The organism is Arthrobacter sp. Y3221160 (assembly GCF_059092585.1).
This window is the reverse complement of record NZ_JBNHHU010000001.1, coordinates 426,592-451,723: the sequence shown is the minus strand read 5'-3', so window position 1 is coordinate 451,723 and position 25,132 is coordinate 426,592. Positions and strand designations below refer to the sequence as shown.

At 68.0% G+C, this 25,132-nt stretch carries 25 protein-coding genes; 15 read left to right on the top strand and 10 right to left on the bottom strand.

What is annotated here, in order from left to right; translation table 11 throughout:
- The first annotated feature begins 12 nt into the window (after nt 1–12).
- Together AC5RWG_RS02115 and AC5RWG_RS02110 are read left to right on the top strand one after the other, a co-directional pair.
- Nucleotides 13–969: a DegV family protein gene (locus AC5RWG_RS02115; protein ID WP_494166329.1), complete on the top strand. Its 957-nt coding sequence runs from the start codon at nt 13–15 to the stop codon at nt 967–969.
- A 97-nt stretch (nt 970–1,066) separates the two neighbouring features.
- Nucleotides 1,067–1,651 carry a hypothetical protein gene (locus AC5RWG_RS02110; RefSeq protein WP_494023043.1) on the top strand — a complete coding sequence of 195 codons (585 nt, stop codon included), beginning with the start codon at nt 1,067–1,069 and terminating at the stop codon, nt 1,649–1,651.
- Nucleotides 1,652–1,797: 146 nt separating this feature from the next.
- Here the strand turns inward: AC5RWG_RS02110 and AC5RWG_RS02105 are convergent, their stop codons facing one another.
- The 3 genes from AC5RWG_RS02105 to AC5RWG_RS02095 all read right to left on the bottom strand — a co-directional run bounded on the left by AC5RWG_RS02105 (nt 1,798) and on the right by AC5RWG_RS02095 (nt 3,958).
- Nucleotides 1,798–2,508 (bottom strand): hypothetical protein, encoded by a 711-nt coding sequence (locus AC5RWG_RS02105; protein ID WP_494166328.1) that lies wholly within the window; start codon nt 2,506–2,508, stop codon nt 1,798–1,800.
- Between the two features lie 105 nt (nt 2,509–2,613).
- Nucleotides 2,614–3,168 carry a phosphoribosyltransferase family protein gene (locus AC5RWG_RS02100; protein WP_494014032.1) on the bottom strand — a complete coding sequence of 185 codons (555 nt, stop codon included), beginning with the start codon at nt 3,166–3,168 and terminating at the stop codon, nt 2,614–2,616.
- Between the two features lie 214 nt (nt 3,169–3,382).
- Nucleotides 3,383–3,958, bottom strand: a complete 576-nt coding sequence (locus tag AC5RWG_RS02095) for a hypothetical protein (RefSeq protein ID WP_494166327.1) — start codon at nt 3,956–3,958, stop codon at nt 3,383–3,385.
- Between the two features lie 253 nt (nt 3,959–4,211).
- Here AC5RWG_RS02095 and AC5RWG_RS02090 point away from each other — a divergent pair, with 253 nt between their 5' ends.
- The 3 genes from AC5RWG_RS02090 (at nt 4,212) to holA (ending at nt 8,925) form a co-directional block, all read left to right on the top strand.
- Nucleotides 4,212–5,018 (top strand): ComEA family DNA-binding protein, encoded by an 807-nt coding sequence (locus tag AC5RWG_RS02090; RefSeq protein WP_494166326.1) that lies wholly within the window; start codon nt 4,212–4,214, stop codon nt 5,016–5,018.
- 566 nt (nt 5,019–5,584) lie between these two features.
- Nucleotides 5,585–7,774 carry a ComEC/Rec2 family competence protein gene (locus AC5RWG_RS02085; protein WP_494166325.1) on the top strand — a complete coding sequence of 730 codons (2,190 nt, stop codon included), beginning with the start codon at nt 5,585–5,587 and terminating at the stop codon, nt 7,772–7,774.
- A gap of 143 nt (nt 7,775–7,917) precedes the next feature.
- Nucleotides 7,918–8,925 (top strand): DNA polymerase III subunit delta, encoded by a 1,008-nt coding sequence (gene holA / locus AC5RWG_RS02080; RefSeq protein WP_494166324.1) that lies wholly within the window; start codon nt 7,918–7,920, stop codon nt 8,923–8,925.
- A gap of 3 nt (nt 8,926–8,928) precedes the next feature.
- On the opposite strand, the gene AC5RWG_RS02075 is transcribed toward holA, so the two are convergent.
- The 3 genes from AC5RWG_RS02075 to AC5RWG_RS02065 form a co-directional block, all read right to left on the bottom strand.
- Entirely contained in the window at nt 8,929–9,435 is a 507-nt protein-coding gene (locus AC5RWG_RS02075; protein WP_494166323.1) for a DUF2231 domain-containing protein, read from the bottom strand.
- Between the two features lie 248 nt (nt 9,436–9,683).
- Complete coding sequence (rpsT, locus tag AC5RWG_RS02070; RefSeq protein ID WP_493978395.1) at nt 9,684–9,944, bottom strand: 30S ribosomal protein S20; 261 nt, start codon at nt 9,942–9,944, stop codon at nt 9,684–9,686.
- Between the two features lie 267 nt (nt 9,945–10,211).
- A complete protein-coding gene (locus AC5RWG_RS02065; RefSeq protein ID WP_494166322.1) occupies nt 10,212–10,790 on the bottom strand; it encodes a type II toxin-antitoxin system PemK/MazF family toxin in 579 nt (192 codons plus the stop codon).
- Nucleotides 10,791–11,023: 233 nt separating this feature from the next.
- Here AC5RWG_RS02065 and lepA point away from each other — a divergent pair, with 233 nt between their 5' ends.
- Together lepA and hemW are read left to right on the top strand one after the other, a co-directional pair.
- On the top strand, nt 11,024–12,877 hold the full coding sequence (gene lepA, locus AC5RWG_RS02060) for a translation elongation factor 4 (protein ID WP_493999775.1): 1,854 nt from the start codon (nt 11,024–11,026) through the stop codon (nt 12,875–12,877).
- A gap of 47 nt (nt 12,878–12,924) precedes the next feature.
- Complete coding sequence (gene hemW, locus AC5RWG_RS02055; RefSeq protein ID WP_494166321.1) at nt 12,925–14,154, top strand: radical SAM family heme chaperone HemW; 1,230 nt, start codon at nt 12,925–12,927, stop codon at nt 14,152–14,154.
- Here the strand turns inward: hemW and AC5RWG_RS02050 are convergent.
- Nucleotides 14,096–14,728: a TetR-like C-terminal domain-containing protein gene (locus AC5RWG_RS02050; protein WP_494166320.1), complete on the bottom strand. Its 633-nt coding sequence runs from the start codon at nt 14,726–14,728 to the stop codon at nt 14,096–14,098. The two genes, hemW and AC5RWG_RS02050, sit on opposite strands and share 59 nt — an antisense overlap.
- Before the next feature lie 55 nt (nt 14,729–14,783).
- Between AC5RWG_RS02050 and AC5RWG_RS02045 the strand changes: the two genes are divergently transcribed.
- Entirely contained in the window at nt 14,784–15,269 is a 486-nt protein-coding gene (locus AC5RWG_RS02045) for a DUF4188 domain-containing protein (RefSeq protein ID WP_494157144.1), read from the top strand.
- A gap of 56 nt (nt 15,270–15,325) precedes the next feature.
- Here AC5RWG_RS02045 and AC5RWG_RS02040 read toward each other — a convergent pair whose 3' ends face one another.
- On the bottom strand, nt 15,326–15,748 hold the full coding sequence (locus AC5RWG_RS02040; RefSeq protein WP_493999771.1) for a DUF4870 domain-containing protein: 423 nt from the start codon (nt 15,746–15,748) through the stop codon (nt 15,326–15,328).
- A gap of 109 nt (nt 15,749–15,857) precedes the next feature.
- Complete coding sequence (locus tag AC5RWG_RS02035) at nt 15,858–16,700, bottom strand: DUF3097 family protein (RefSeq protein WP_493999770.1); 843 nt, start codon at nt 16,698–16,700, stop codon at nt 15,858–15,860.
- A gap of 146 nt (nt 16,701–16,846) precedes the next feature.
- On the opposite strand from AC5RWG_RS02035, the gene hrcA reads away from it, so the two are divergent.
- The 3 genes from hrcA to AC5RWG_RS02020 all read left to right on the top strand — a co-directional run bounded on the left by hrcA (nt 16,847) and on the right by AC5RWG_RS02020 (nt 19,897).
- Nucleotides 16,847–17,860 carry a heat-inducible transcriptional repressor HrcA gene (hrcA, locus tag AC5RWG_RS02030; RefSeq protein WP_493999769.1) on the top strand — a complete coding sequence of 338 codons (1,014 nt, stop codon included), beginning with the start codon at nt 16,847–16,849 and terminating at the stop codon, nt 17,858–17,860.
- Nucleotides 17,861–17,933: 73 nt separating this feature from the next.
- Complete coding sequence (gene dnaJ / locus AC5RWG_RS02025) at nt 17,934–19,067, top strand: molecular chaperone DnaJ (protein WP_494149117.1); 1,134 nt, start codon at nt 17,934–17,936, stop codon at nt 19,065–19,067.
- Between the two features lie 2 nt (nt 19,068–19,069).
- On the top strand, nt 19,070–19,897 hold the full coding sequence (locus AC5RWG_RS02020; protein ID WP_494166319.1) for a 16S rRNA (uracil(1498)-N(3))-methyltransferase: 828 nt from the start codon (nt 19,070–19,072) through the stop codon (nt 19,895–19,897).
- A 23-nt stretch (nt 19,898–19,920) separates the two neighbouring features.
- Here the strand turns inward: AC5RWG_RS02020 and AC5RWG_RS02015 are convergent, their stop codons facing one another.
- On the bottom strand, nt 19,921–20,922 hold the full coding sequence (locus AC5RWG_RS02015) for a GerMN domain-containing protein (protein WP_494014019.1): 1,002 nt from the start codon (nt 20,920–20,922) through the stop codon (nt 19,921–19,923).
- A 278-nt stretch (nt 20,923–21,200) separates the two neighbouring features.
- On the opposite strand from AC5RWG_RS02015, the gene AC5RWG_RS02010 reads away from it, so the two are divergent.
- Genes AC5RWG_RS02010 through era form a run of 4 tightly spaced genes read left to right on the top strand, consistent with a single transcriptional unit; the run spans nt 21,201 to nt 25,113 of the window.
- Entirely contained in the window at nt 21,201–22,307 is a 1,107-nt protein-coding gene (locus tag AC5RWG_RS02010; RefSeq protein ID WP_494167087.1) for a PhoH family protein, read from the top strand.
- Entirely contained in the window at nt 22,304–22,777 is a 474-nt protein-coding gene (ybeY, locus tag AC5RWG_RS02005; RefSeq protein ID WP_493978405.1) for an rRNA maturation RNase YbeY, read from the top strand. The genes AC5RWG_RS02010 and ybeY overlap by 4 nt, the downstream gene beginning before the upstream one ends.
- Nucleotides 22,778–22,786: 9 nt before the next feature.
- Nucleotides 22,787–24,121: a hemolysin family protein gene (locus AC5RWG_RS02000; protein ID WP_493999765.1), complete on the top strand. Its 1,335-nt coding sequence runs from the start codon at nt 22,787–22,789 to the stop codon at nt 24,119–24,121.
- 50 nt (nt 24,122–24,171) lie between these two features.
- Nucleotides 24,172–25,113 (top strand): GTPase Era, encoded by a 942-nt coding sequence (gene era / locus AC5RWG_RS01995; RefSeq protein ID WP_494167086.1) that lies wholly within the window; start codon nt 24,172–24,174, stop codon nt 25,111–25,113.
- The last annotated feature ends 19 nt before the right edge of the window (nt 25,114–25,132 follow it).

Below are 25,132 nucleotides of genomic sequence, written 5' to 3'. Positions count from 1 at the left end.
GGCCCGGCCCCGATGAATTGGCTCGAGCACCTCGTACAGCGGTCCAAGCAGTTGCTGCACCAGCAGCAGCAGGCGACTGCCCGGCCCGGGCAGCCGCCGCGGCACCGGGTCGCCGTCGTCACGGATTCGGCGGCTTCGCTGCCCGCGGACTGGGTCACCCAGCCGGACACCGCGGACTGGCTGCGGGTGGTGCCGATGCCGGTGATGATCTCAGGGCAGATTTACGGGGAAGGCGTCGACGACGTCGCGTCCGCCCTGGCGGTCGGGCTCGCCGAGGGGCGCGACATCAAGACGTCTCGCCCGTCGCCGGGGCTGTTGGAGCGGACCTACCGGGAGCTCGAAGACCTGGGCTTCGACGCGATCGTCTCCATCCACCTCTCGGCCGAACTCTCCGGCACGATCGAAGCGGCAGGCCTGGCCGCCGACGGCGTGGGCATCCCGGTGGAAGTGGTGGACACGCGCAGCGCCGCTCTGGGTGAAGGATTCGCCGTCATTGACGCCGTCGTCGCGGCGCAGAGCGGTCTCGACCGGCAGGCCGTGACGGATCGCGCCAAGGCAGCCGCCGTGTGTTCCGACGTCTTTTTCTACGTGCCCAGCCTGGATCAGCTGCGCCGCGGCGGCCGGATTTCCGCCGCCTCCGGCCTGCTCGGCTCCCTGTTGGCGATCAAGCCGCTGCTGGCCATCCGCGACGGTGCCATCCTGCCGCTGGAGAAGGTTCGGACCGCCGCCCGCGCCCAGGCCCGGCTGCAGCAGCTGGTGGTGCGCCGGATCGAGGAACTCGACTACGAACCCCGGGTTGCGGTGCATTACTTCGGCAACGAAACCGAGAGCCGGGCTATCGCGGATACCCTGCAGCAGTACCTGAGCGACGAGGTGCTGCTGACCCCGGTGCCCTCTGTCCTGGCCGCCCACACCGGCCTGGGCGTGGTCGCGGTGGTCGTCGGGCCGCCGACGCCGCCCCTGGACTAGTCGTTCCGGGGAACAACCTTTTGCTTACCTGCGGCACAACTCTCATATCGATACTCGTGTGCCAGTAATTCCAAAGGTGAAGGAACGACAATGAAACATGGCCGCGCCCGAAGTATGGACACGCGCTCCGAAAAGCAAACTGGAGCGCATCTCTGATCACGCCATGTGGTGGCTGCCCATGGTGGCTTTGCTGCCTGCAAATATGCTGCTGCCGAATGCGGACCTGGGCGCCCGGATCCTCGCCAGCCTCGGGGTAGTCATCCTCGTCGAAGCCCTGCTGCTCGCCGGTGTGAGACGCGACAAACGCAAGCGTCTGATCGTGGATATCGAAGAACGCGGGATCATTGATTGCCTCCTCCGGTACCCCAACGCTGTGCCCGGGTCACTGCGCGACCGCTGGGCACCCGGGTCGGCTCAGCTCAAACCAGGCACCATCGTGTTCAGAGAGCGCAACGTCATCGAACCCTTTGGCCTGGACCAGGCTATCGGAGCCCCCCGAATCCTCCATGTCCAGCCACTCCCCGAGCAACGGGTGCCGCCTCCGCATACGCGAAAGGAGCTCCGAAGGGACCAGCGCGTGGTCAGTATCCGAACGAGCGACGGTGAAGTGGAAGTGGCAGCTGATGAGATGAGCCTCAACTCCTTGCACCGGCTCGTCTACGGAACAAACGATGGCGATTGAACGCTCACAACCGTGGTCGAGGCACGCCGGGCGAAGCCGGCGGTGATGCCAGGCCTAAGCGAGCTGCTCCGGTTTGTAGGTAGCCATGACGGGGCCATCATCTCTAACAGGTACCGGGAAATTTGTTGCTCAACGCGACACCAGCTTCAGGAGTACCTAGGCCCGGGCTTTACTGCGACCGAGCGCCGGCCGGCCCACGCTGCCATCAACAGCCCTGCCAGCACCGCCGCGCCGGCGAAGCCCCGCGGCGAAGCCCATCCGAGCTCCGGCAGCGTCAGCGCCACTGCAACGACCGCGCAGGAGAGCAGGAACTCGACGGCGGCTCGCAGGAGCCGCTGCCTGTAAGCAGGCGACGCGATGAAGTGTGCCAGCGGTACTACCGGCACGATGGCGAGTAGGGCGGTACCGAGAAACGGGTAGAGCCCGTAAAAGACGAAGAACAGCGACGACGCCGCCAGGAGCACCACGAAAAGTGCCAGCTTTGCCGCCCGGTGCGTCCCGCCGTAATCGTCCCAGCGCCGGCAGACGATGGCCCAGGCCGGCAGGCCCAGCAACCAAAGCCCGCCCCAGTAGCCGGTGCCCAGCACCCACAGCGCCACCATCAACAAACCGGGCAGAACGAATGCCAAGACGCGGCCCCAAGTGACATCTCTGCGACCAGGACCGTAAATGAACAGCCCAATCACTGCGTACACGATCAAATACCCAGGCAACAGCTCAGCATCGGGCCGGGTCGCCAGCTCAAGGAGGAGGAACAGCATGCCAATGGCTGCGACAGCCACAGCGGCCACTACCCAGGGGCGGCCTGGAGCCGCCACATCGTCAAGCCACGCCCGCCGATGCATCAGGGTTTCCATGCCTGCAGTATTGCAGAGCGGGCGGTAGATACCCCGCCCGCTCTGCCGCCCATCCTGCACGCCGCACATCAGGACGCGGCAGCATGCGGGTGTTCGCAGGATTGATCAGAAGTCTCGAACGTGGAAGACAGACTTGAGGTTCAACTGGCGCCGGGGCTGGCTTTCTTTGAGGTTGTCGATTAGAACCGATGCTCCAACCCACGTCGCGCCGATTTCGTGGGTGAGTCGTTGGAGCGCCAAGAGTTGACCGCCTGTATCGACCAAATCGTCCACGGCAAGGACGCGGTCTCCGGATCTGATGAGGCCTTTGGGGAGCCCAAGTTGAAGGTGGCGGTCTTTATAGTCGGGCTGGCTCGTGACTGTGACCCAGGGATCGCTGTCGAAGGTTGGGGCTGCGTCTTTTGGCACTGGACAGAACCCGACGCCCAGAGTCGACGCAGTCAGTGCCCCTGTCAGGTACCCGCTGGCCGACGGGCCAATGACAACGGTGGGAGCGGCTGCGCGGAAAGGTTCGGCGAGCAGTTCGCCTATGCCGGCCAAAACCTCTGGCTCCCGCCACCAACTAAAAAGATTGAAGTAGTTTTGGTTGATTGAGCGGGTCGTTTTCCACTCGAATAGCTCCGCCATACGCTGTCGGAGTGCTCTAGGTTTCGCGGCCATGGGCTGAATCCTAATATCCAAGACCGTTTCGCAGGCATCCCCATGCCTAGCTGGAACCATGCCACCAGTGGGAGTGCGAAAGCGCTGAGAATGCCCCGTTGCTTGGCCTGCCGCCGCGGTCCCTTGGGGACTTCGGAACGAATCCGGGGGCTTGTTATCTTGGGTAACCTCCTGCTTCACGCCCGAAGTCGACGGGCTACGGCCAGTATGTCCGCTATTTTCGGTCCGTGCGGGGCGCGAATAAGCGTCGAAAACCTTTGAGCGGCGTAGGCCGGGAAGCTCGCTCTTCATAGTGCCCCCGAAGATCCTGCAGAAGGTTTTCGTATTCGGTCCGTTCAAAGGTGAAGGACTGGCCCGGGAAGATCCAAGGCTCGTCGTCAGCGGCCTGCCAGCCAAATCTCTGCCATGTGATTGTCTGGGGCGTCTGCGACAGTTCCATGCTTACCGTGCCGCACCATAGATCGCCGCAGACCGGACAGAGCAGGAGCGCAATACGCCCGTCGTCGAAGTCACCCGGCATATGTCCCAGCAGTCGGTCTAAGTACTCCAATGCAGCCTTCGGTGACCAATCATCACGTAGTGCGGTGGTTTCATGTTCCGGCCGCGCCGCGTCTTCTGTAATTCGCAGTAGGTCCTTTAGGGGCCGACCGTCAACCAGGAATCCGAGGAAGTCCACCGGGTGCTCTCGTCCTGTGGAAAATTCCGTGTAGTACGAGGTAGCAGTTTCGACACTTAGTCGGTGGCGATCGTTTCCCATGCACTCAGTATTGCTGGCGATTTGATTGTCCATGCAGATTTCTGATTTCTGCCGAACAGACAATACGCGTCAAGAGGTACATGCGTGTCACGTCGGTCAAAAAGCAGGGAAGCAGAGACTAGGGGGCGTCGTTGTCAGGAGAGGCGTCGTCGCGGAGGTCTTCGGACTGCAAAGGCCATCCCAAGGCTGCGTATTCCTTTCCTCCACAGACGGCGCCGCCGGAGCCGTTGTCCACGGGTGCTTGCCAGCCGGCCGGGCCGCAGCACCGCCGACCTAGTGTTGCCGCATGAGCCGACACCGCTGGCTTCCGGCAACCGCCCGCGGCGGCATCGCGTCGCGGGCGCAGCGGACTCCGCGCTTCCGCATAGCCCTCGGGGCAGCGTTCGTGGTGGCCGGGCTGTGCCTGGGCTACGGACTTGTTTCGCTGGCCACGGCTGACGTGAGCCGCTCGGCTGCTCCCATCCTGGAGAGCATTCCGCTGACGTCCGACCGGGCTGCCGGCCCGGCTGCCGACGAAGAAACGAAAGGCAAGCCGTCAGCAGCGCACTCTGCTGCCGGCGAGGACGGTACGGAGACCGCGGATGAACCGTCAGGCGACGGCCCCGGCCTCATCGTCCATGTGGCCGGGGCCGTCGCCTCGCCGGGGATCGTCCGGCTGGCCGACGGCTCCAGGGTGTTCGAGGCCATTGACGCTGCCGGGGGTGCGACGAAGAAGGCTCGGCTTGAGGAGTTGAACCTGGCGGCGCCGCTGACCGATGGACAGCAGGTCTATGTGCCCACGCGGGATGCGCCCGGGCCGTCGCAACCGGCGGCCGGTTCGGGAGGCGGCGGCGGTGCCGGCGGGGGCTCCGGCGGCGGCGCCCAGGAGTCAGGCGGAGGCGGCGCCGCGAGCGGTCCGGCTGCCAAGATCAACATCAATACGGCGACGGCCGAGGAGCTCCTCGAACTGCCCCGGGTCGGACCGGTGCTTGCCGCCCGGATTGTCGAGTTTCGCGAACAGCACGGCCCGTACGGGCAGCCGTCGGATCTCGATGCAGTGCCAGGCATCGGGCCCGTCATGCTGGAGGCGCTGGTGGAGTTGGTGTCGGTATGAGCCGGTCGCCGCGCTGGCAGCGGTACGCGGATGCGGCCCGACGTCCGACTGTCGTGGCGCCGGACCAGAATGAGTTGGGTCAGCTGCCCAGACGGCGCAGCGACCTGGGCCGGTGGTTGCTGCGGCACCTCAAGCCGGATCCCGCGGCCGCTGAGGCCGCCGCGGCAGAGGCCCGAGGCCGGCGCCTGGATCTTCGCCTGGGGCTCGCGGCGGCGGCATGTTGGGCAGCTGCCTTGGCCCTGCCGCACGCGCCGCCGGGGGTGGCCCTGCTGTTTGCGGGTGTGCTCTTGGGAACTGCCTGTGCAACGACCGCCCGTTTGCTGTTACCGCTGCGGTCGGCCCGGCTCCTGCCTGGACCGGGCAGCATGCCAGCACGCCACCATCGAACCCGGGAAGACCCGCCCCAGCCACGGCCCCCACGGCAGGGAAACCGGCACCACCCGCAGGCCCGGCAGCAGGGGAACGGAGCTAACCCACGCAACCGGCCTCGGCGCGGCCGCCGCGGCGCGGGGGGCATCGCCGTCGTCATTGTGCTGTGCAGTTGCACCGGGCTGCTTGCCCTGACGGTGGGGCTGCAGCAGGCGGAGCGGCTGGCGGGCCCGATCGGGACGGCCATCACCGGCGAGCAGACCATCACCGCCCGCCTGGTGGCCACTGGGGACGCTGCCGAAGTGAAGGCGCCGCGGCAGTTTGGGAGCGGCCCGCGTTTCCACCTGACCGCGACTATCGTCGAGGCCACGGCCGGCCGGGTGCGGTTCGAGGCCGACACGCCGGTGCTGGTCCTCGGTGGGCCGGAGTGGTCCCACGTGCGGTTCGGCGAGCGGCTGCGGACCTCCGGCAAGCTCGTCCGGGCGGACCCCGGCCAGGCCGTCGACGCCCTGCTGATAACGTCCACCGCCCCGTCGGAGCGGTCGGCACCACCCCTGGACGCGTGGGTCTCGGGCCTGCGCGCCCAGTTCGTGGCGGCGCTGGCCGGATTGCCGCCCGACGCCCGGGGGCTCCTTCCCGGGATGGTGCTGGGGGACAAGGAACACCAGGGTGCGGACCTCGAGGAGGCCATGCGGCGTACCGGGCTGACGCACCTTCTCACCGTCAGCGGCGCCAATGTCTCCTACGTGCTGGCCTTCATCTACCTCCTCGGATCGGCAATCAGGCTGCCCCGGTGGGCGAAGGCGGCTGCCGGCCTTGTTGGTCTCGCCGGATTCGTGCTGTTGGTCCGGCCGGAGCCCAGTGTGCTGCGGGCGGCGGTGATGGGCTCGCTGGGAGTAATTGCGGTACTGAGCGGGCGGCGCAGGGCAGCGCTGTCCTTCCTGGCCGTTGCGGTGCTGGTGTTGCTGATCGTGGATCCGTGGTTGGCCGCCAGTTACAGCTTCGTGCTCTCGGTGTTGGCCACCCTCTCCCTCGTTCTGCTGGGGACCGCGTGTTCCCGCCGGCTGCAGCGCTTCCTGCCGGTCCCGCTGGCGCACGCGGTCGCCATGCCGCTGGCCGCGCAGGTCTTCTGTGCCCCGGTCATTGTCCAACTCCAGCCCGAACTGGCCTTGTATGCTGTCCCCGCCAATGTGGCTGCGGGACCGCTGGTTCCTTTCATCACGGTTGCCGGGATGATCGGGACGGGGCTGCTGCCGCTGTTTCCCGGACCGGGCGCCGCCGTGCTCTATGCCGCGGGCTGGATGACCTTGTGGATCGCCGGGGTCGCCCGCTGGTTCTCCGAATTGCCCATGGCCGCGCTGCCGTGGGCAGGTGGCCCGCTCGGTGCCGCGGGAGCGGCAGGTGCCGGCTTGGCGCTCCTGTGGGGATTGCGGGCCGCGGACAGGCGGCGGGATTCGCAGGAGAAGCATCTTGGGTCCGACGACGAGGGCGGGTCGGAGTTGCAGGGGCGCGGCGTCGCTTCCGGCATGCGCGCTGCGTTGTTCAAGCTGGTCTGCTGGACGGCCCTGCCCGGGCTCGCGGCTGGGGCGCTGGCGGCTGCGCTGGCGCGGCCGGCACCGGCGGGGGAGTGGGACGTGGCGGCCTGCGACGTCGGACAGGGTGATGGGTTGGTGGTGCGGACGGGCGAGGGCAGCGCGATCGTGGTGGATACCGGACCCGACCCGGAGGCGATGGACCGGTGCCTTGACCGACTCGGCGTGGAAAGGATCGACCTGCTGGTGCTGACTCACATGCACCTGGACCACTACGGCGGACTCGCGGGAGCCGTGGCGGGACGGCAAACAGCGCGGGTTCTGTACTCGAGCGCCGAGGCAGCGCCACCGGCTTCCGTGCTGGCCTCGCTTGAAGAGCGGCGGCTTCAGGCAGAGCGTGCCTTCGCGGGCCTTTCCGGATCGTCCGGAGCAGTTGAATGGGCGGTGCACTGGCCGGTGGAGGGCAGCGCCGGCCTGTCCGAAAACGACGCGAGCCTCGTTATCGATATCACCCTGCCCTCTCCTGCCGGCGGATCGACGCGGATGCTGCTGACCGGTGACCTGGAGGAGGAGCAATTGCCTGCCCTGATGCGCCGGTTGGGCCCGGACTTCCCCGTCGACGTGCTCAAGGTCAGCCATCACGGCGCCCGGAACGGGGGAACGGCGCTCATCACAGCGCTGCGGCCCGCGGCGGCCCTGATCTCCGTGGGCGCCGGCAACGAGTACGGCCATCCGGCGGATGAAATCCTGGCGGCGCTTCAGGCGGCCGGCACGCACGTCCTCAGGACCGACGAGCTGGGAACCGTCTTCGTGGACGTCGGCCACCGGGAATTGTCCGTCCGCGCCAACCGCTAGCCGGGCAGCGGAGACCCGAGCCGACGCGTATGGGTGACCTGAGCCCGCTTAGTAGCGGAGACCGAGCGAGGCGGCAGCGGGGACTGCTTTGGGCAAAAGGCCCGGATCGTGAAACTCTGGACCTGAACAAGGAGGAACCTGCCGTGAACCCGCCACCCGGATCCCGCTCTTCGGCCGCCAAGAAGAGCGCCGTCACCGTCTCCTGGCGTGACGTCGAGCCGGCCCCCGTCGTGCTCGTCAGCGGTCCGGAAGAGTACCTGGCCCACCGGGCCAAGGAACGCGTCCGGGGCCTCCTGCGTGGCCGGAACCCGGGCCTCGAGCTGGTTCAGCTCGATGCCTCCGCCTACACCACCGGCCAACTCACCATGCTGGCCAGCCCCAGCCTCTTCGGAGAAGCGAAACTCATCGAGGCGTCGTCGTTGGCGCAGATGAACGACGAGTTCCTCACGGACCTGCTGGCGTATGTGGCGGCACCGGCTGAGGACGTCTGGCTCGTCCTGCACCACGGGGGCGGGACCCGCGGAAAGAAACTGCTGGACGCCGTCAAGGCTTCGGGCGCCCCCGTGGTCGACTGCCAGGCCATGAAAAAGGACTCCGAAAAACTGGACTTCGTCAGGCAGGAGTTCAAGTCGGCCCGCCGGGCCATCGAACCCGCCGCGGCTCAGGCCCTGGTGGCCGCCGTCGGCTCGTCGCTCCCGGACCTGGCTGCCGCCTGCTCCCAATTGATCTCCGACGCCGACAGTGCGGTCACCGAAGAAACGGTCGAGAAGTACTACGGCGGGCGGGTCGAAGCCACCGGCTTCAAGGTCGCGGATGCGGCCGTTTCCGGCCGCGGCGCGGCGGCCCTGTCGTCCCTCCGGCACGCACTGGCCACCGGGGTGGATCCCGTGCCGATCGTCGCCGTGCTGGCCATGAAGCTGCGCCAGATTGCCAAGGTCAAAAGCGCGTCGGCCAACGCACGCGACCTGGGCATGGCGCCGTGGCAGTTCGACCAGGCCCGCCGGGACGCGCGGCTGTGGGAATCAGATGCCTTGGCCCGCTGCATCCAGGTTTTGGCCGAGACCGACGCCCAGGTCAAAGGCGAGGGCCGCGACCCGGAATATGCCGTGGAACGGGCCGTCACCTTGATCGCCACCAGCGCGCGCCGCTGAACCTCAGGCGCCGCTTGCGCTTCCGCCGTGTCCCCGGACCCGGCTGCCCATGTAGCCGCCGAGGAAACCCCCGGCGATCGCAACGGCAGAGCCTGCCCGCGCCAAGCCGATCCCCAGCCCCTGACGTCCCCTCCGGCGGGCCAGCCACGAGCCGGCGAATACCAGGGTGGCTGCCGTGGTTGCCGCTGAATGCAAAACGCCGATGCGCCGCGTGGCCGGGTCCGCGGTGGTCCACTCGGCCAGACCGGCCACTGCGGTGGGTAGGGCGGCCAGCACACCCAGACCGACCAGACGGCGGGCAGCCCGGCGTTCTCCTCCATCGTCGTCAAACAAGTCGAGGAACACGGCCATGAACCAGGCACCGAACGGCGCGTCGGTCAGGACCGCGTGCGGAGGGATGGCCGTGTCCACCCCACTGAAGAACCGCCTGAAGGCCGGCTTCCCGACCAAGGGAGCGCCCAGCCCGCCCAGCACCCTGACCGCCCCGTCCAGGGCGGGTGAACGCCCCATCCGGTCGACTAAACGCAAGTAAGCATTCGCGCCGTTCATTTCGCCCGCCCCATCCCGCCCCAGCTACCGGCCCGCGCTGGCCCCCAGCGCCCCGCGGGAGAAAACCCGCCCAACGGGACACAACCAAAGGTACCCTCCGGGCAGGCCGCCGTCTGCAGCCGGATGCACAAAAGCCGGAGGCCGCCTCCCCGAACGGGTGGCGGCCTCCGGCCTTGGCTTGGGTCGGCCTCTCGGCCGGAACGCGCTGCTTAGAGCGCGTTGACCTTCTTGGCCAGCGAAGACTTGTGGTTCGCGGCGTTGTTCTTGTGGATGACACCCTTGCTGACGGCCTTGTCGAGCTTCCGGCTCGCGGCGACCAGGGCGGTGGCGGCGGCGTCCTGGTCGGCAGACTGGACGGCACCGGTCACGGCGCGGATGGCGGTCTTCAGCTCGGACCGAACCGAGATGTTGCGCTGGCGTGCCTTCTCGTTGGTGAGGATGCGCTTCTTCTGGGACTTGATATTGGCCACGAAATAACTCTCTTTGTTGAGGAACTTGGTCTTTTGAGGGCAGTCGGTCCGGTCATTGACTGAGCGGCGTGGGGTACCGTAATGGCAACCGGCCCGAGGTGCCCGTCGACCTGCGCGGACACACAGCTATAAATGTTAGCAGATCCGTGCTCAGGGCGGCGGACCTGCGGGGAGCCGACACGCTGCGCCCCGGAGGCGGACCAGTCGGGGGCCGACAGGCCGCGCCCCGACCGATGCCCAGCCCGGGACTGCCAGCCGCGCCTCCGATCAGCTCCAGCCGCGCCGGCGCATGGCCCGGGCAACCTCGTCGAACGAGGCCCGCGGCAGCACCGCTCCTTCGCGCCGGACCCGAGCCGGCTCCAGTTGCAGCACGCGGTCGAGCTTGACTTCACTCGGGCGGCCCCGCACGTCCCAGGGGCCAGAGCCCAGGTCCAGGTAGTCGCCGTCGCGCCGGCCGTCGTTGTTCCGGTCCCGCGTGGTCAACATGAGCGCCAGCAAAAGGCCGCGGTGGTAGCCGATGACCAGGACGGGCCGGTCCTTGCCCCGCGTGTAGTCCTCCTCGTACGGCACCCACGTCCAGACAATCTCGCCCGGATCCGGCGCGCCGTCGGCCTCGGGGGAGTAGCTGATGGTCCCCGTGCCCCGGTAGTCGCCCGGATACGCCGAGCCCGGACCGGATTCCGCACCCCGGCGCCCGGCCACGCCCCCGGGAGGCTGGCCCTGCCTGCCGGCCACCGGACCGCGTCCTTGGGTGGAACCTCCGGAGTGTCCGGCACCGGACAGACCGCGCAGGGCCCGCACGGCGGAACGAAGCAGACGGTTGAGGCCGCGCTGGGAAAAAGCCATGGCCCTAGGCTACCGACGGCGGCACGGCCGCGATATCGGCGGGGCTGCCGAATCAGCACCACAGGCGAGATCGGCGGGTCCAGCGATCCGGCACCCGCGCGGTCCCGGCAGGCACGCCCCCGGGTGCGCGGATCGCGGGCAGGCGTGGGACACTTATAGTTGAGCAAATTCAGCGTGCTGGTCGACCCGGCCGCATTGCCGTAGCCCGCTTGTCTGAGAGTAAGGAACCATCTGTGTCACCGATGGCCCGCACCGCACCGGTGCCTGCCGCCACCGATCCGGCGATCATCAGGAACTTTTGCATCATCGCCCATATCGACCACGGCAAGTCCACTCTTGCCGACCGGATGCTCCAGCTCACCGGCGTGGTCCAGCCGCGCGATATGAAGGCCCAGTACCTGGACCGGATGGACATCGAGCGGGAACGCGGCATCACCATCAAGTCCCAGGCCGTGCGCATGCCGTGGGAGCTTGACGACGTCAGTTACGCCCTGAACATGATCGACACCCCGGGCCACGTGGACTTCACCTATGAAGTTTCCCGTTCCCTGGCAGCCTGCGAAGGCGCGGTCCTGCTGGTGGACGCGGCCCAGGGCATCGAGGCCCAGACGCTGGCCAACCTCTACCTGGCGATGGAGAACGACCTCACCATTATCCCGGTCCTGAACAAGATCGACCTGCCGGCCGCGCAGCCGGAAAAGTACGCGGCCGAGCTGGCCAACCTGATCGGCGGCGATCCGGAAGACGTGCTGAAGGTCTCCGGCAAGACCGGCGTGGGCGTCGAAGCGCTGCTGGACAAGATCGTGCGCGACCTGCCGGCCCCCACGGGCGACGCGGACGCACCGGCCCGCGCGATGATCTTCGACTCGGTCTACGACACCTACCGCGGCGTGGTCACGTATGTCCGCGTGGTTGACGGAAAGCTCTCGCCGCGCGAACGCATCCAGATGATGTCTACCCGGGCCAGCCACGAACTGCTCGAAATCGGAGTCAGCTCGCCCGAACCCACCCCCTCCAACGGCCTGGGCGTCGGGGAGGTCGGTTACCTGATCACCGGCGTGAAGGACGTCCGCCAGTCCAAGGTTGGCGACACCGTCACCAACCTGCTCAAGCCGGCAGCGGAGTCCCTGGGCGGCTACGCAGACCCCAAGCCCATGGTCTTTTCCGGGCTCTACCCGATCGACGGCACGGACTACCCGGTACTGCGCGACGCGCTGGACAAGCTCAAGCTCAACGACGCGGCACTGATCTACGAGCCTGAGACCTCCGCGGCCCTCGGCTTCGGCTTCCGAGTCGGCTTCCTCGGGCTGCTGCACTTGGAAATCACCCGGGAACGGCTTGAGGCCGAGTTCAACCTGGACCTGATCTCCACCGCCCCCAACGTGGTCTATGAGGTCACGCTGGAGGACAAGAAGGTCCTCACGGTCACCAACCCGAGCGAGTATCCCGACGGGAAGGTTTCCGAGGTCCGCGAGCCGATGGTCTCCGCGACCATCCTCGCGCCCAACGAGTTTGTCGGCACCATCATGGAGCTCTGCCAGGGCCGCCGCGGCGAGATGAAGGGGATGGATTACCTCTCCGAGGACCGCGTGGAGCTGCGCTACCGGCTGCCGCTGGCGGAAATCGTCTTCGACTTCTTCGACAACCTCAAGTCGCGCACCCGCGGCTACGCCTCGCTGGACTGGAAAGCCGACGGCGAACAGGTGGCCGATCTGGTCAAGGTGGACATCCTGCTGCAGGGAGAACAGGTCGACGCGTTCAGCGCCATCACGCACCGCGAGAAGGCCTACAGCTACGGCGTCATGATGACCTCCAAGCTGCGCGAACTCATCCCGCGCCAGCAGTTCGAGGTGCCCATCCAGGCCGCCATCGGTTCCCGTATCATCGCGCGCGAAAACATCCGCGCCATCCGCAAGGACGTGCTGGCCAAGTGCTACGGCGGCGACATCTCCCGTAAGCGGAAGCTGCTGGAGAAGCAGAAGGAAGGCAAGAAGCGGATGAAGATGGTCGGCCGCGTGGAGGTCCCGCAGGAGGCCTTCATCGCCGCGCTGTCATCGGATGACTCCAAGGACAAGGCAAAGAAGTAGCTCTGCAGTGCTTGTGACCACAACGACGACGGCGGAGGCGCGCCTCAGTGCCTAGCGTCCTTCCCGTGGGGGACCCGGCGCCGGCCGACGGCCTGCTGCCCGCTCAGGCAGCGGCAGGCGCGGAGGACCGCGCGTTCTGCCTGTACGTGCACATCCCGTTCTGCCGGGTGCGCTGCGGCTACTGCGATTTCAACACCTATACCGCCAAGGAACTGGGTTCCGGCGCGTCGCAGGATGAGTACTCGGGCACCCTGAACACGGAGCTGGAGCTGGCGGCGCGGGTGCTGCGTGACTCCGGCCTGCCCGACCGTCCGCTGGCCACCGTGTTTTTTGGCGGCGGCACACCGACCCTGCTGCCGGCGGCGGACCTGGCGTCGATGCTTCGCCAGGCCGCGGACCTGTGGGGTTTGGAGCCGGGCGCCGAGGTCACCACGGAAGCCAACCCGGACTCGGTCACGCCGGAATCACTGAAGATCCTGGCCGACGCCGGTTTCACCCGCGTGTCCTTCGGCATGCAGTCGGCCGTGCCGCATGTGCTGAAGGTCCTCGACCGTACCCATAACCCGGAACGGGTGCCGCAGGCGGTGCAGTGGGCCCGCGACGCCGGGCTGAACGTCAGCCTGGACCTGATCTACGGCACGCCGGGGGAGTCCATTGCGGACTGGGAGGCCAGCCTCGACTCCGCGATCGCCTGCGCGCCGGACCATATCTCCGCCTATGCCCTGATCGTCGAGGACGGGACCAAGCTCGCGGCGCAGATCCGCCGCGGCGAGGTGCCCGGAATCGACGACGACGACCACGCCGCCAAGTATGAGATCGCAGACGCGCGGCTCGGCGCGGCCGGGTTCGGCTGGTACGAGGTCAGCAATTGGGCCCGCACTCCCGAGGACCGCTGCCGGCACAACCTGGCTTACTGGCGCGGGGACGACTGGTGGGGAGCCGGCCCGGGCGCACACTCGCACGTGGGCGGCGTCCGGTGGTGGAACGTGAAGCACCCCGCGGCCTACGCCCAGCGGCTGGCCACGGGGGTATCTCCGGCAGCCGGCCGCGAAACGCTGGACGCCGGCACCCGCCAGCTGGAACACGTGATGCTGCAGACCCGCATCATCGACGGGCTGCAGACCCGGGACCTGGGCCCGAACGGCCGGAAGGCCGTGGCCGGGCTGATCGCCGACGCCCTGGTCGACCCGGCCGCGGCCTTCGCCGGGACGATCCGGCTCACCCTCCAGGGCCGGCTGCTGGCCGACGCCGTGGTGCGGCGGTTGCTCGAGGACTGACCGCGCCGGCCTCCAGCGACAGGCCGATCCGGTGCAGGGCCGCCTCGTAGGCGGAGTCCCAGCTCCACCCGGCAGCCGGCGCGCCCGCCAGCTCCAGCGAGACGAGCCCGTGGACCTGGCCCCACACCACGCCCACCATGGACGCGACGTCGTCGTCCGATGCCCCGGGCAGGGCGGCGGCGACGGCGGCAAACAGCGGCGCGATCGCCGGTTCCGCGGCGCCGGGCGTCGGCTGGCACGGCACCTGGCTGGCCAATGAACCGCCGAACATGAGGCCGTACAGGACCGGATGCTCCAGGGCCCACGCCCGGTAAGCCATGCCCAGCGCCTCCAGTCCGTCGGGAGCGGCGCGTTGCTGGGAGGCCGCGAAGGAGGCGAAACCGTCGTCGAGGATGGCGGTGAGCAGCTCCGCCTTCCCGCCGAAGAGCGAGTACACCGCCGTCGTCGACGTCCCGGCCGCCGCCGCGATCGCGCGGAGCGACACGGCGGGGGCGCCGTTGCGGGCGATCAGGGCCGCGGCAGTATCGAGGAGTGTGCGGCGCAGCGAATCATCGTGGACTATGGGTCTTGCCATGACCCCAGTATTCCATAACAATGTTCTGTAACACTGTTACGAAAGGAATCGGCTCATGTCGGAACACGTACACACAGGACGGTACACAGCCGATCCGGGCGGCGAACGGGTCACGGTCTTCCTCATCGGGATGCGGGCCAACCGCTGGTGGAAGATCGGCAAGGTGGCCCGCACCGCGTCAGCGATGCCGGCGATGCTGGCGCACCTGGCGGCATCGCCGGAGGCCGGCCTGCTGGGCTTCCACCAATGGTTCGGGCGCACCACGATCATGCTCAGCTACTGGAAGAGCCCGGAACATCTGCAGCGGTTCGCGTCCGACCGCTCGGCGCCGCACCTGGAACCCTGGCGGCGGTTCATGCGCGAATCGGCAGGCAGCGGGGACGTCGGCGTATGGCACGAAACGTACGAGACGGTGCCGGGGGGCCGGGAGAGTGTTTACAGCGACATGCCGCGCTTCGGCCTGGCCGCGGCGACCGCCCATGTGCCGATTGCGGCGGGGATGAACACCGCCCGCCAGCGGTTTTCCCGGCAGTCAGGGTAGGAGGGCGGCAGGGCCGGCAGGGCTAGTGGAGCGGCTGTGCGGGCCGAGTGTCAGAGCTACCGAAACAGGCGCAGGTTGTAGGCGTACCGGTAGGGAACGCCGCGGTTGCACTTGACGCCGGCAATGACGGAATAGACCGTGAGGAAGACCCAGATGGCGGCCGCGATGACGGCAAAGAGCCCGCTGACCGCCGGGATGACGATCAGCAGGTTCGCAATGATGGCCACCGCCGTGGGCGGAACCGTGAAGTTCAGGGCCTCTTTGGACTCCTGGGCGGTAAAGGGACCCCGGTCCTTGAAGATCAGGTAGATCGCCAGCGACGGGAAGCATCCCAGGATGCCGCCGAAGTGCGCCATGGTGGCCCATTGCCGGTCCTCCGAAGGGGTCAGGGGCAAAGCGGACGCCGACGCGCTCTGGTACTGCTGGCGCGGAGCGGACTTGCGCTCCGGCTGCTGCTGACGAGCAGAGTTCTCGGACACTGGACCTACCTTCGGAAAATCTTCTGACGGCTCACTTCTGTTCCTAGCCTAGCTGTTCCAGCCCGTCTCCCGGTGCATTCCGCGGGCGGGGGCGCCGGCCGTAGCCGGCTCAAACCGTCAGGAAATCAATGACTTCTTCCACCCGGCCCAGGAGACTGGGCTCCAGGTCGGCATAGGTGTTAACACTGCCCAGCAGCCTCTTCCAGCCATCGGCGATGTCTATCTGGGTCCGGTGCGGCCAGCCGAGGCCAGCGAGGATGCCGGTCTTCCAATCGGTGCCGCGCGGAACCACCGGCCACGCGGACCGCCCGATGACCGCCGGTTTGATGGCCTGCCAGACATCGACGTAGGGGTGGCCAACAATCAGTACGTTGCCCGCCGCCGCGGGCACGGCCATGGCCGCCTCGGCTATCCGCCACTCCTTGGAGTTGGGGACCAGGTGGTCCACCAGGATGCCGAGCCTGCGCTGCGGTCCGGGGGAGAAGTCCGCCACGGCCGCTGCCAAATCGTCCACGCCGTGCAGGGGTTCGACCACGATCCCCTCCACCCGGAGGTCGTCTCCCCAGACCTTCTCCACGAGTTCGGCGTCATGCTTGCCTTCGACCCAGATCCGGCTGGCCCGCGCGACCCTGGCCCGCTGTCCCTCGACCTTGACCGAACCGGAGGCCGTCCGTTGCCGGACGGGAGCCTTCGCCGCCGGCGCCGCCGGCACCACTTTCACCGGCTCGCCCTCGAACAGGAAGCCGAAACCCAGCGGGAACGAGCGGACCTTGCCCCGGCGGTCTTCCAGCGACACCAGATGCACTCCGCCGGACTTCTCCACCCGGACGACGGCGCCGACCCACCCGCTCTGTGCGTCCTCGAGCACCAGTCCCGGTTCGGCGCCGATTTCGCGCAATGCCCGGGCCTTGGGGGCGGTGAGATCCTGGGGGCCCCAGCCGTAGCTGCTCATAAACTTTAAGTCCTCTGCTGGTTGTCGTCCTCACGGCACGGCCGCCCGACAATGCTAACAACGGCGGCGACGTATTAGACTTAGCACTTGGACGTGTTGAGTGCTAACGGTCTGTCCGCAGACGAGTTGGAGACAGGAGGAGTGCAGTGAGCGAGGTCCGGAGGCTGGAAGTGCTCCGCGCCATTGTCGAAGACTATGTGCACTCGCGCGAGCCGGTGGGCTCCAAGGCACTGGTCGACCGGCACAGTCTGGGCGTGTCGTCAGCCACGATCCGCAACGACATGGCGGCGCTGGAGGAAGAGGGGCTGATCGTCGCCCCGCACACCAGTGCCGGCCGGATTCCCACGGACAAGGGCTACCGCCTGTTCGTGGACCGGATTTCGGACGTCAAGCCGCTCTCTGCCCCCGAGCGCCGCGCCATCCAGAAACTGCTGGAAGGCGCCGACGACCTTGACGATGTCATGGAACGCACCGTGCGGTTGCTGTCCCAGTTGACCAACCAGGTGGCCGTCATCCAGTATCCCCAGCTGGGTGCTGCCAAGGTGCGGCACATCGAGTTCATCCTTCTGGCTCCCAAAAGGGCCCTGGTCGTGCTGATCGCGGACAACGGCAAGGTGGAGCAGCATGTCGCGGCGCTTCCGGCGGACGTCACCGAGGATGCCCTGGCCACGCTGCGCGCAGCATTCCTGTCGGTGCTGTCCGGGAAGCCGCTGGCGGCAGTGCCGGGGCTGCTGAAGAACTCCCCGGTGCCGCCGCAGGCGGGGCCGACGGGCACGGCCGAGGCCCTGGCGTCGCAGCTTTCGCAGCTTGCCGCGGCCACGAACGAGGAGCGGATCCTGATGGCCGGCACGGCCAACCTGGCCCGTTCCACGGTCGACTTCCAGCTGAGCATCGGTCCCATCCTCGAGGCTCTTGAAGAACAGGTGGTGCTGCTGCAGTTGCTCTCCGAACTGCATCAGGACGCGCGTGGCATGTCGGTGAGCATCGGCAGCGAAAACCCCTACGGTTCGCTGGCCGAAACCTCCGTAGTGGCCACCGGGTACGGCCCGGGCGCGACGGCCAAGGTCGGCATCCTCGGCCCCACCCGGATGGACTATCCCACCACCATGGCCGCGGTGCGCGCCGTCGCACGTTATTTGTCACGGATCCTCGCCGGCTAGCCACACGCCGCGCAGTGTCCGCACCGGCCGTCGGCGCCGGTGAACCGATCCCCAGGAAGTGAAGTACTACAAGGTGAGTAACCACTACGACGCCCTCGGTGTCAGCCAGGACGCCTCCACCGAGGAAATCAAGAAGGCCTACCGCAAGCTGGCCCGCAAGCTGCATCCGGACGTGAACCCCGGCCCGGAGGCAGCCGAACAGTTCAAGCAGGTCAGCCACGCGTACGAGGTGCTGTCCGACCCGCAGAAGCGGCGCGTCTACGACACCACCGGCAACGAGAACGGCAACGACACCGGCTTCGGCGGCGGCTTCTCCGGGTCCGGGTTCGCCTTCCAGGACATCTTCGAAAGCTTCTTCGGCGGCGCCGGAGCGGGCGGCGCCGGTCCGGCCTCCCGGACCCGCCGCGGCCAGGACGCCCTGATCAACGTGCGGATCGACCTCAAGGACGCGGTCTTCGGCGTCAACAAGAAAATCGAAGTGGACACCGCCGTCGTCTGCCCCACCTGCGACGGCAGTTGCTGCCGCCCCGGCACCAGCCCGCGCACCTGCGACATTTGCGGCGGATCCGGCCAGGTCCAGCGTGCGGTCCGGTCCATCCTGGGCCAGGTCATGACCACTGCCGCGTGCGGCAGCTGCCAGGGCTTCGGCACGGTCATTCCCGACCCCTGCAACGAGTGCAACGGTGAGGGCCGCGTCCGCAGCCGGCGTTCGCTGACCATCAAGCTCCCGGCGGGCGTCGGGACCGGAACGCGGATCCAGCTGGCCGGCCAGGGTGAAGCAGGCCCCGCCGGCGGCCCGCAGGGCGACCTGTATGTGGAAATCCGCGTGAACCCGGACAAGAATTTCATCCGCGAGGGCGACGACCTGCACGTCACGCTCTCGGTGCCGATGACCGCCGCCGCGCTGGGCACCGACCTGACGCTGGACACCTTCGACGGCGAACAGGAAGTCAGCATCAAGCCCGGCACGCAGGCGGGCGAGACCCTCACCCTGCGCGGCCTGGGCGTGACCCACCTGCGCGGCTACGGTCGCGGCGACCTGCAGGTGCACGTGCATGTGGAGACCCCGAGCAAGCTGGATGCGGAGCAGGAGGACCTGCTGCGCCGGCTGGCCAGGGCCCGCGGCGAGGAATACACCGAGGGCAAGCTGGCGTCCTCCGGCACGGGCGTCTTCGCCCGCCTGCGGGACCGGCTCGGTAACCTCTAGGCGTGACCAACCACCTGTTCTTCACCGCTCCGGGCGAGCTCGACGACGTCGCTCCGGGCGACAGCTTCACCCTGGCCGGCGACGAGGCGCGGCACGCCGTCACCGTCAAGCGGATCGAACCGGGTGAAGCCGTCGATCTGGCCGACGGGCGGGGCCGGCGGCTGGTAGGGGAGGCCGTTGCCGGCACCTCAGGCAAGCTCACCGTCCGCGCGCTCCGGATCCTGCAGGAGCCGCGGCCCGACCCGGAGTTGGTGCTGGTGCAGGCGCTTGCCAAGGGAAACCGCGACGAACTTGCCATCGAGGCGGCCACCGAACTGGGCGTCGATGCCGTGGTGCCGTGGCAGGCCGAACGCAGCATCGTGCGCTGGAGGGCGGACAAGGCGGCCAAGGGCGCGGCGAAATGGCAGCTGGCGGTCCGGGCGGCCGCCAAGCAGTCGCGGCGTGCCCGCGTTCCGGAGGTGGAGCCGCTGGTGGAACGGGCCGGGCTCTGTGCCTTGATCCGGGACAGCAGGCTCTCGCTGCTGCTGCACGAGGACGCCGCAGGCACTGTGGCCGACGCCGTGGAGGGGGCCGGGTTGCGTGCCGGCTCCTCCGTCGGGGAGCGCGGCGGAAACGGCGGCGGCGCTGCCCTGCCCGGAGCCCGTACCGGCGGCGCGGGGCGCGTGCTGATGATCGTGGGCCCCGAAGGCGGGATGAGCCAGGCCGAAGTGGAGGCGATGCTCGACGCCGGGGCGGTGGCCGTGCGGCTGGGGCCGCACGTCCTGCGGTCCTCCACGGCCGGACCCGCCGCCTTGACCTTGCTCAGCGAGTTGCTGGGCCGCTGGCACTGACCACGTCGGTCAGCAGCACCGGCCTAGGTGATGGTGAAGACCTTGCTGTCCGCATTCTGCCGTTCGTCGGTCCGCCCGTCCTGGTCCTTTTGGAACACGTACAGCCGGTAGGTGCCCGGGTCCAGCTTCTGGCTGAACCGGAACTCGCCGATCTGCCCGCTGTCGGCATCGACGAGGGCCGTGCCGTCCTTGACCAGGTCGCCTTCGGACGTGTCGTCGGAGCCGGCCAGGCGGAAAATCTGCCAGCTCAGTTCCGATTCGTACGCGACGCCGCGGCCGAACACCTCCACGCGTCCGGCGGCGGTGGCACCGTCGGCCGGATCAATGATCCATACCGGGGCCGCCAGACTGCTGTTCCGGCCCATCGGCTGGCCCAGCGGCACATGGCCAAAGGCTTCGTAACCGTGATGTCCGTCCACCAGGATGACCACTTCCAGCGGATCGTCCGACGTGCTCAGCCCGGCGTTCGCCGCCGCAGCCGTGGCGGTGAAGACCAGTTGCTGCACGGCCCGTTCGGCGATGCCGGCATCCACGCGGCGGCTGAACGCGTCCGAGGAAATGTCCAGCGTGATGACCGACCCGTTGGTGATGGAGGCGCCCACCTTGCTCGCCGGGCTGAGCGGATTGAAGTAGTCCGGATCGAGGGGCTGCAGCCGCGTCAGCGCGGCCACCGCCGTCGTAATGGGATCACCCAGGTTCTCCGCCTGGCGGTATTCGCGGTACAGGAACACGTTCCCGGCATTGGTGCCCAGCCAATAGACGGGGGAGAGCTCCGAGGAGCGCAGGGTCTCGACCGGCACGCTGGAGACCAGGGGGCTGCTGGCCGAAGCGGGGTCGGTGGGATTGGGCATGGAGGTCTGTCCGCCGCCGCCACCGCCGGCGGCCTGCGGCGAGCATCCGAGCAGCACCAGCGATGAGGCAGTGACCAGGGCCAACCACGCACCGAAGCGGCGTGTTGGGACCGAGCCTGCAGGCTGCCGGAGCTGGTTGCTGGTGATGCTTTCGATCCCTTCTGACGTTGGCAATGACCGGGTTTTTGTGGGCCGAAAAGGGCTGCTGCCGCCTTTCCTGCCTCACTAGCTTGGCATACGGGAGGGGGGCTGATGGCTGCTTTAACCGGCGCTCAACCGGACTGATGCAGGATTGATGCAGGATCGATACCAAGGCGTTTTTCGTCCCCGCAGAGGACTGCGCGGCGGCTCGTGCCGTAGCATGGACTTGTACCGTCGGGACCGGATCCATTTCCGGTTACCGCCAGCAAGCGCCCACCGAAGGAGCGATGAAAGGCCACATCGGCCGGACTATGTCCCAATCACGCCTGGATGTCGATCCGCTGGGATCAAGCAGCCGTTCCGTCCATTTCGATTCGTCGGAACACATGGTCAGGGCGCTCGGCGCCCACGACGAGGTGCTGCGGGTCATCGAGTCGGAGTTCAGCGATGTGGACCTGCATGTACGCGGCAACGAACTTTCCATCACCGGCCCCGCCGACGCGGTGCAGCTCACGCTCAACGTGGTGGAAGAGATCCGCGCCCTGGCAGCGAAGGATACGAGGATCACCGCGCAGGTGGTCGCCCAGCTGCTGCGCATGCTCGGCGAACAGTCGGCGCAGCGGCCGGCCGAAGTCCTGACGCTGAACATCCTCTCCTCGCGCGGCCGCAACATCCGGCCCAAGACCCTGAACCAGAAGAACTACGTCGAAGCCATCGACAACCACACCGTGGTGTTCGGCATCGGCCCCGCGGGCACCGGCAAGACCTACCTGGCGATGGCCAAGGCGGTCCAGGCCCTGCAGCACAAAGAGGTCAACCGCATCATCCTGACCCGACCCGCCGTCGAGGCGGGGGAGCGGCTGGGCTTCCTGCCCGGCACGCTCAGCGACAAGATCGACCCGTACCTGCGCCCGCTCTACGACGCCCTGCACGACATGATGGACCCGGAATCGATTCCGCGCCTGATGGCCGCGGGCACCATTGAAGTGGCGCCGCTGGCCTACATGCGCGGGCGCACGCTCAACGACGCGTTCATCATTTTGGACGAGGCGCAGAACACGACCCCGGAACAGATGAAGATGTTCCTCACCCGGCTGGGCTTCGGTTCCAAGATGGTCGTGACCGGGGACGTGACGCAGATCGACCTGCCCGGCGGCACCAGCTCGGGCCTGAAGATCGTCAGCGAAATACTCGACGGCGTGGAGGACGTCCGCTTCTCCCGGCTGGACGCCACCGACGTGGTCCGCCACCGGCTGGTCAGCGACATCGTGACGGCGTACAGCCGCTGGGACGAGTCCCGCCGCGGCGAGGGCGGCCGGGACGAGTCGCGCCGCTCAGACGGCGGCCGGGGACCGCGCCGCGCACCCGCGGCCAGGCGGAAGACGGACATGGAAGCCGGCCCGGAGGATCGAGCATGAGCATCGAGGTCAACAACGAATCGGCCGTCGCCGCCAACGAGGAAGAGCTGGTGCGGCTGGCACGGTTCGTGCTGGACTCGCTCTACGTCCATCCGGAGGCGGAACTGTCCATCATCATGGTCGACACCGAAGCGATGGAGCGGCTTCACATCGAGTGGATGGACGAGCCGGGCGCCACCGACGTGCTGTCCTTCCCGATGGACGAACTGCGTCCCGGCACCGCGATGAAGCCGGGCCCGCCCGGCGTGCTGGGCGACATCGTGATCTGCCCGCAGGTGGCGCAGGAGCAGGCAAAGAAGGCCGGCCACGGCCTGTTGGACGAAATGCTGCTGCTGACCACGCACGGCATCCTGCATCTGCTCGGTTTCGACCACGCCGAGCCGGCCGAGAAGGAAGAGATGTTCGGCCTGCAGCGCCAGTTGCTGTCCTCCTTCACCGGCAAGGCAGCCCCCACCGAAACCACCCTGTAGAGCCCGGCGATGCTCTGGATACTCGCCGCCATGACGCTGGCTTTCACGCTGTTCGCCGGGGTGCTGACCGCCGCCGAGGCCGCCTTCACCTACCTGCCGCGCCACGACGCCGAAAACCTGCTGCGTTCCGGGCGGAGCCGCAGCCTGCGCCTCATCCTGGCCTCGCCGGCGGCCCACATGCACGGGCTGCGTTTCTGGCGCGTCTGGTTCGAGATGGCCGCCGCCGTCGCCATCGCCCTGCTGTTCCACGACCTGCTGGACAACATCTGGCTGGCCGGACTGCTGGCCACCGTCACCATGGCCGCCGTCGGATTCGTGCTGGTCGGGGTCTCCCCGCGGCAGCTGGGCCGGATGCACGCCGGCGCCGTCGTGCTTTCCACCGCCTTGTTGGTCAGGCTGCTGTGCTCGATCCTCGGTCCCGTGCCCCAATGGCTGGTCCGTTTGGGCAGCGCGGTGGCCCCTAACGCGCCGCGCGCCGACGCGGCCTTCTTCACCGAAGAGGAGTTCCGCGAACTCGTGGACCGGGCCAACGAGTCCGACATGATCGAGGACACCGAGGCGGAACTGATCCACTCCGTCTTCGAGCTGGGCGATACCAAGGTCCGGGCGGTGATGGTGCCGCGCACGGACATGCTCAGCATCGATTCCGGCTCCACCCTTCAGGAGGCCATGACGCTGTTCCTGCAGTCGGGCTATTCACGGATCCCCGTGATCATGGACACCGCGGACCAGATCCGCGGCATCGTCTACCTGAAGGACGTGGCCGCCCGGATCCACGGCCGGGAGGACCACGGCGCCGGCATGCTGGTGGACCAGATCTGCCGCGAGGTCCGCTACGTGCCCGAGTCGAAGTCGGTCGGCGAGCTGCTGCAGGAGATGCAGCGCGAGTCCACGCACGTGGCCATCGTGATCGACGAATACGGCGGCACCGCCGGCCTGGTCACGCTGGAGGACCTCATCGAGGAGATCGTCGGCGAAATCGTCGACGAATACGACACCGAGCGCCCCGAAATCGAGGCGCTGCCGGACGGCCTGTACCGGGTCAGTGCGCGCACCGGCATCGACGACGTCGGCGAGCTGTTCAATCTGGAGCTGGACGACGAAGAGGTGGACACCGTCGGCGGGCTGCTGGCCAAAAGCCTCGGCCGGGTGCCGATCGTCGGCAGCGAAGTAGAGCTGGACGGCCTGCACCTGCGCGCCGAACGGCTGGAGGGCCGGCGCAACCGCGTCAGCCATGTCCTGGCCTGGTACGAAGCGCCCGCCCGGAACCAGTACGCCAACGACGACGGCGCTGCCGCCGCCGATGACCCCGCCCGGATGCCCGGGACGGAGAGGGAACGATGACCAACCCCGAAAACGCCACCGGCGCCAACAGCACCGACAAGGCCGTGGCCATGCCGTCCAGCGGCTGGCCCAAGGACTACCGCGCCGGTTTCGTGTCGCTGGTGGGCCGCCCGAACGCGGGCAAGTCCACGCTGACCAACGCGCTGGTGGGGCAGAAGGTGGCCATCACCTCCGCCAAACCGCAGACCACGCGGCACACCATCCGCGGCATCGTGCACCGGCCGGATGCCCAGCTGGTGCTGGTGGACACGCCCGGCCTGCATCGGCCCCGGACCCTGCTGGGGCAGCGGCTGAACGACCTCGTGGCGGACACGCTTGCCGAAGTGGACGCGATCGGCTTCTGCCTGCCGGCCAACGAGAAGATCGGCCCCGGCGACCGCTTCATTGCCAACCAGCTGGCCGCCCTGTCCCGCAAGCCCGTGGTGGCACTGGTGACCAAGACGGACCTGATGGACAAGCAGGCGCTGGCCGAGCAGCTGCTGGCGGTCGCGGCACTGGGCGCGGAGATCTTCGGCCCGGACGGCTTCGCCGACATCGTGCCGGTTTCCGCCGCCAAGGGGGACCAGGTCCAGACGGTCGCCGATGTGCTGGTCCGGCGGATGCCGCTGTCGCCGCCGCTCTATCCCGACGGCGAGCTCACGGACGAACCCGAAGCCGTGATGGTGGCCGAGCTGGTCCGGGAGGCGGCGCTGGAGGGCGTGCGCGATGAACTGCCCCACTCGCTGGCCGTGGTGGTCGAGGAGATCGTTCCGCGCGAAGGCCGCAGCGCCGACAACCCGCTGCTGGATGTCCGGGTGAACCTCTTCGTGGAGCGTCCGTCGCAGAAGGCCATCATCATCGGCAAGGGCGGGGAGAGGCTCCGTGACGTCGGCACCCGTGCGCGCAAGGGGATCGAGGGCCTGCTGGGCACCCGCGTCTACCTTGACCTGCACGTAAAAATAGCCAAGGACTGGCAGCGCGACCCCAAGCAGCTGGTGCGGCTCGGTTTCTGAGCCTCCGGCGCCGCCGGGA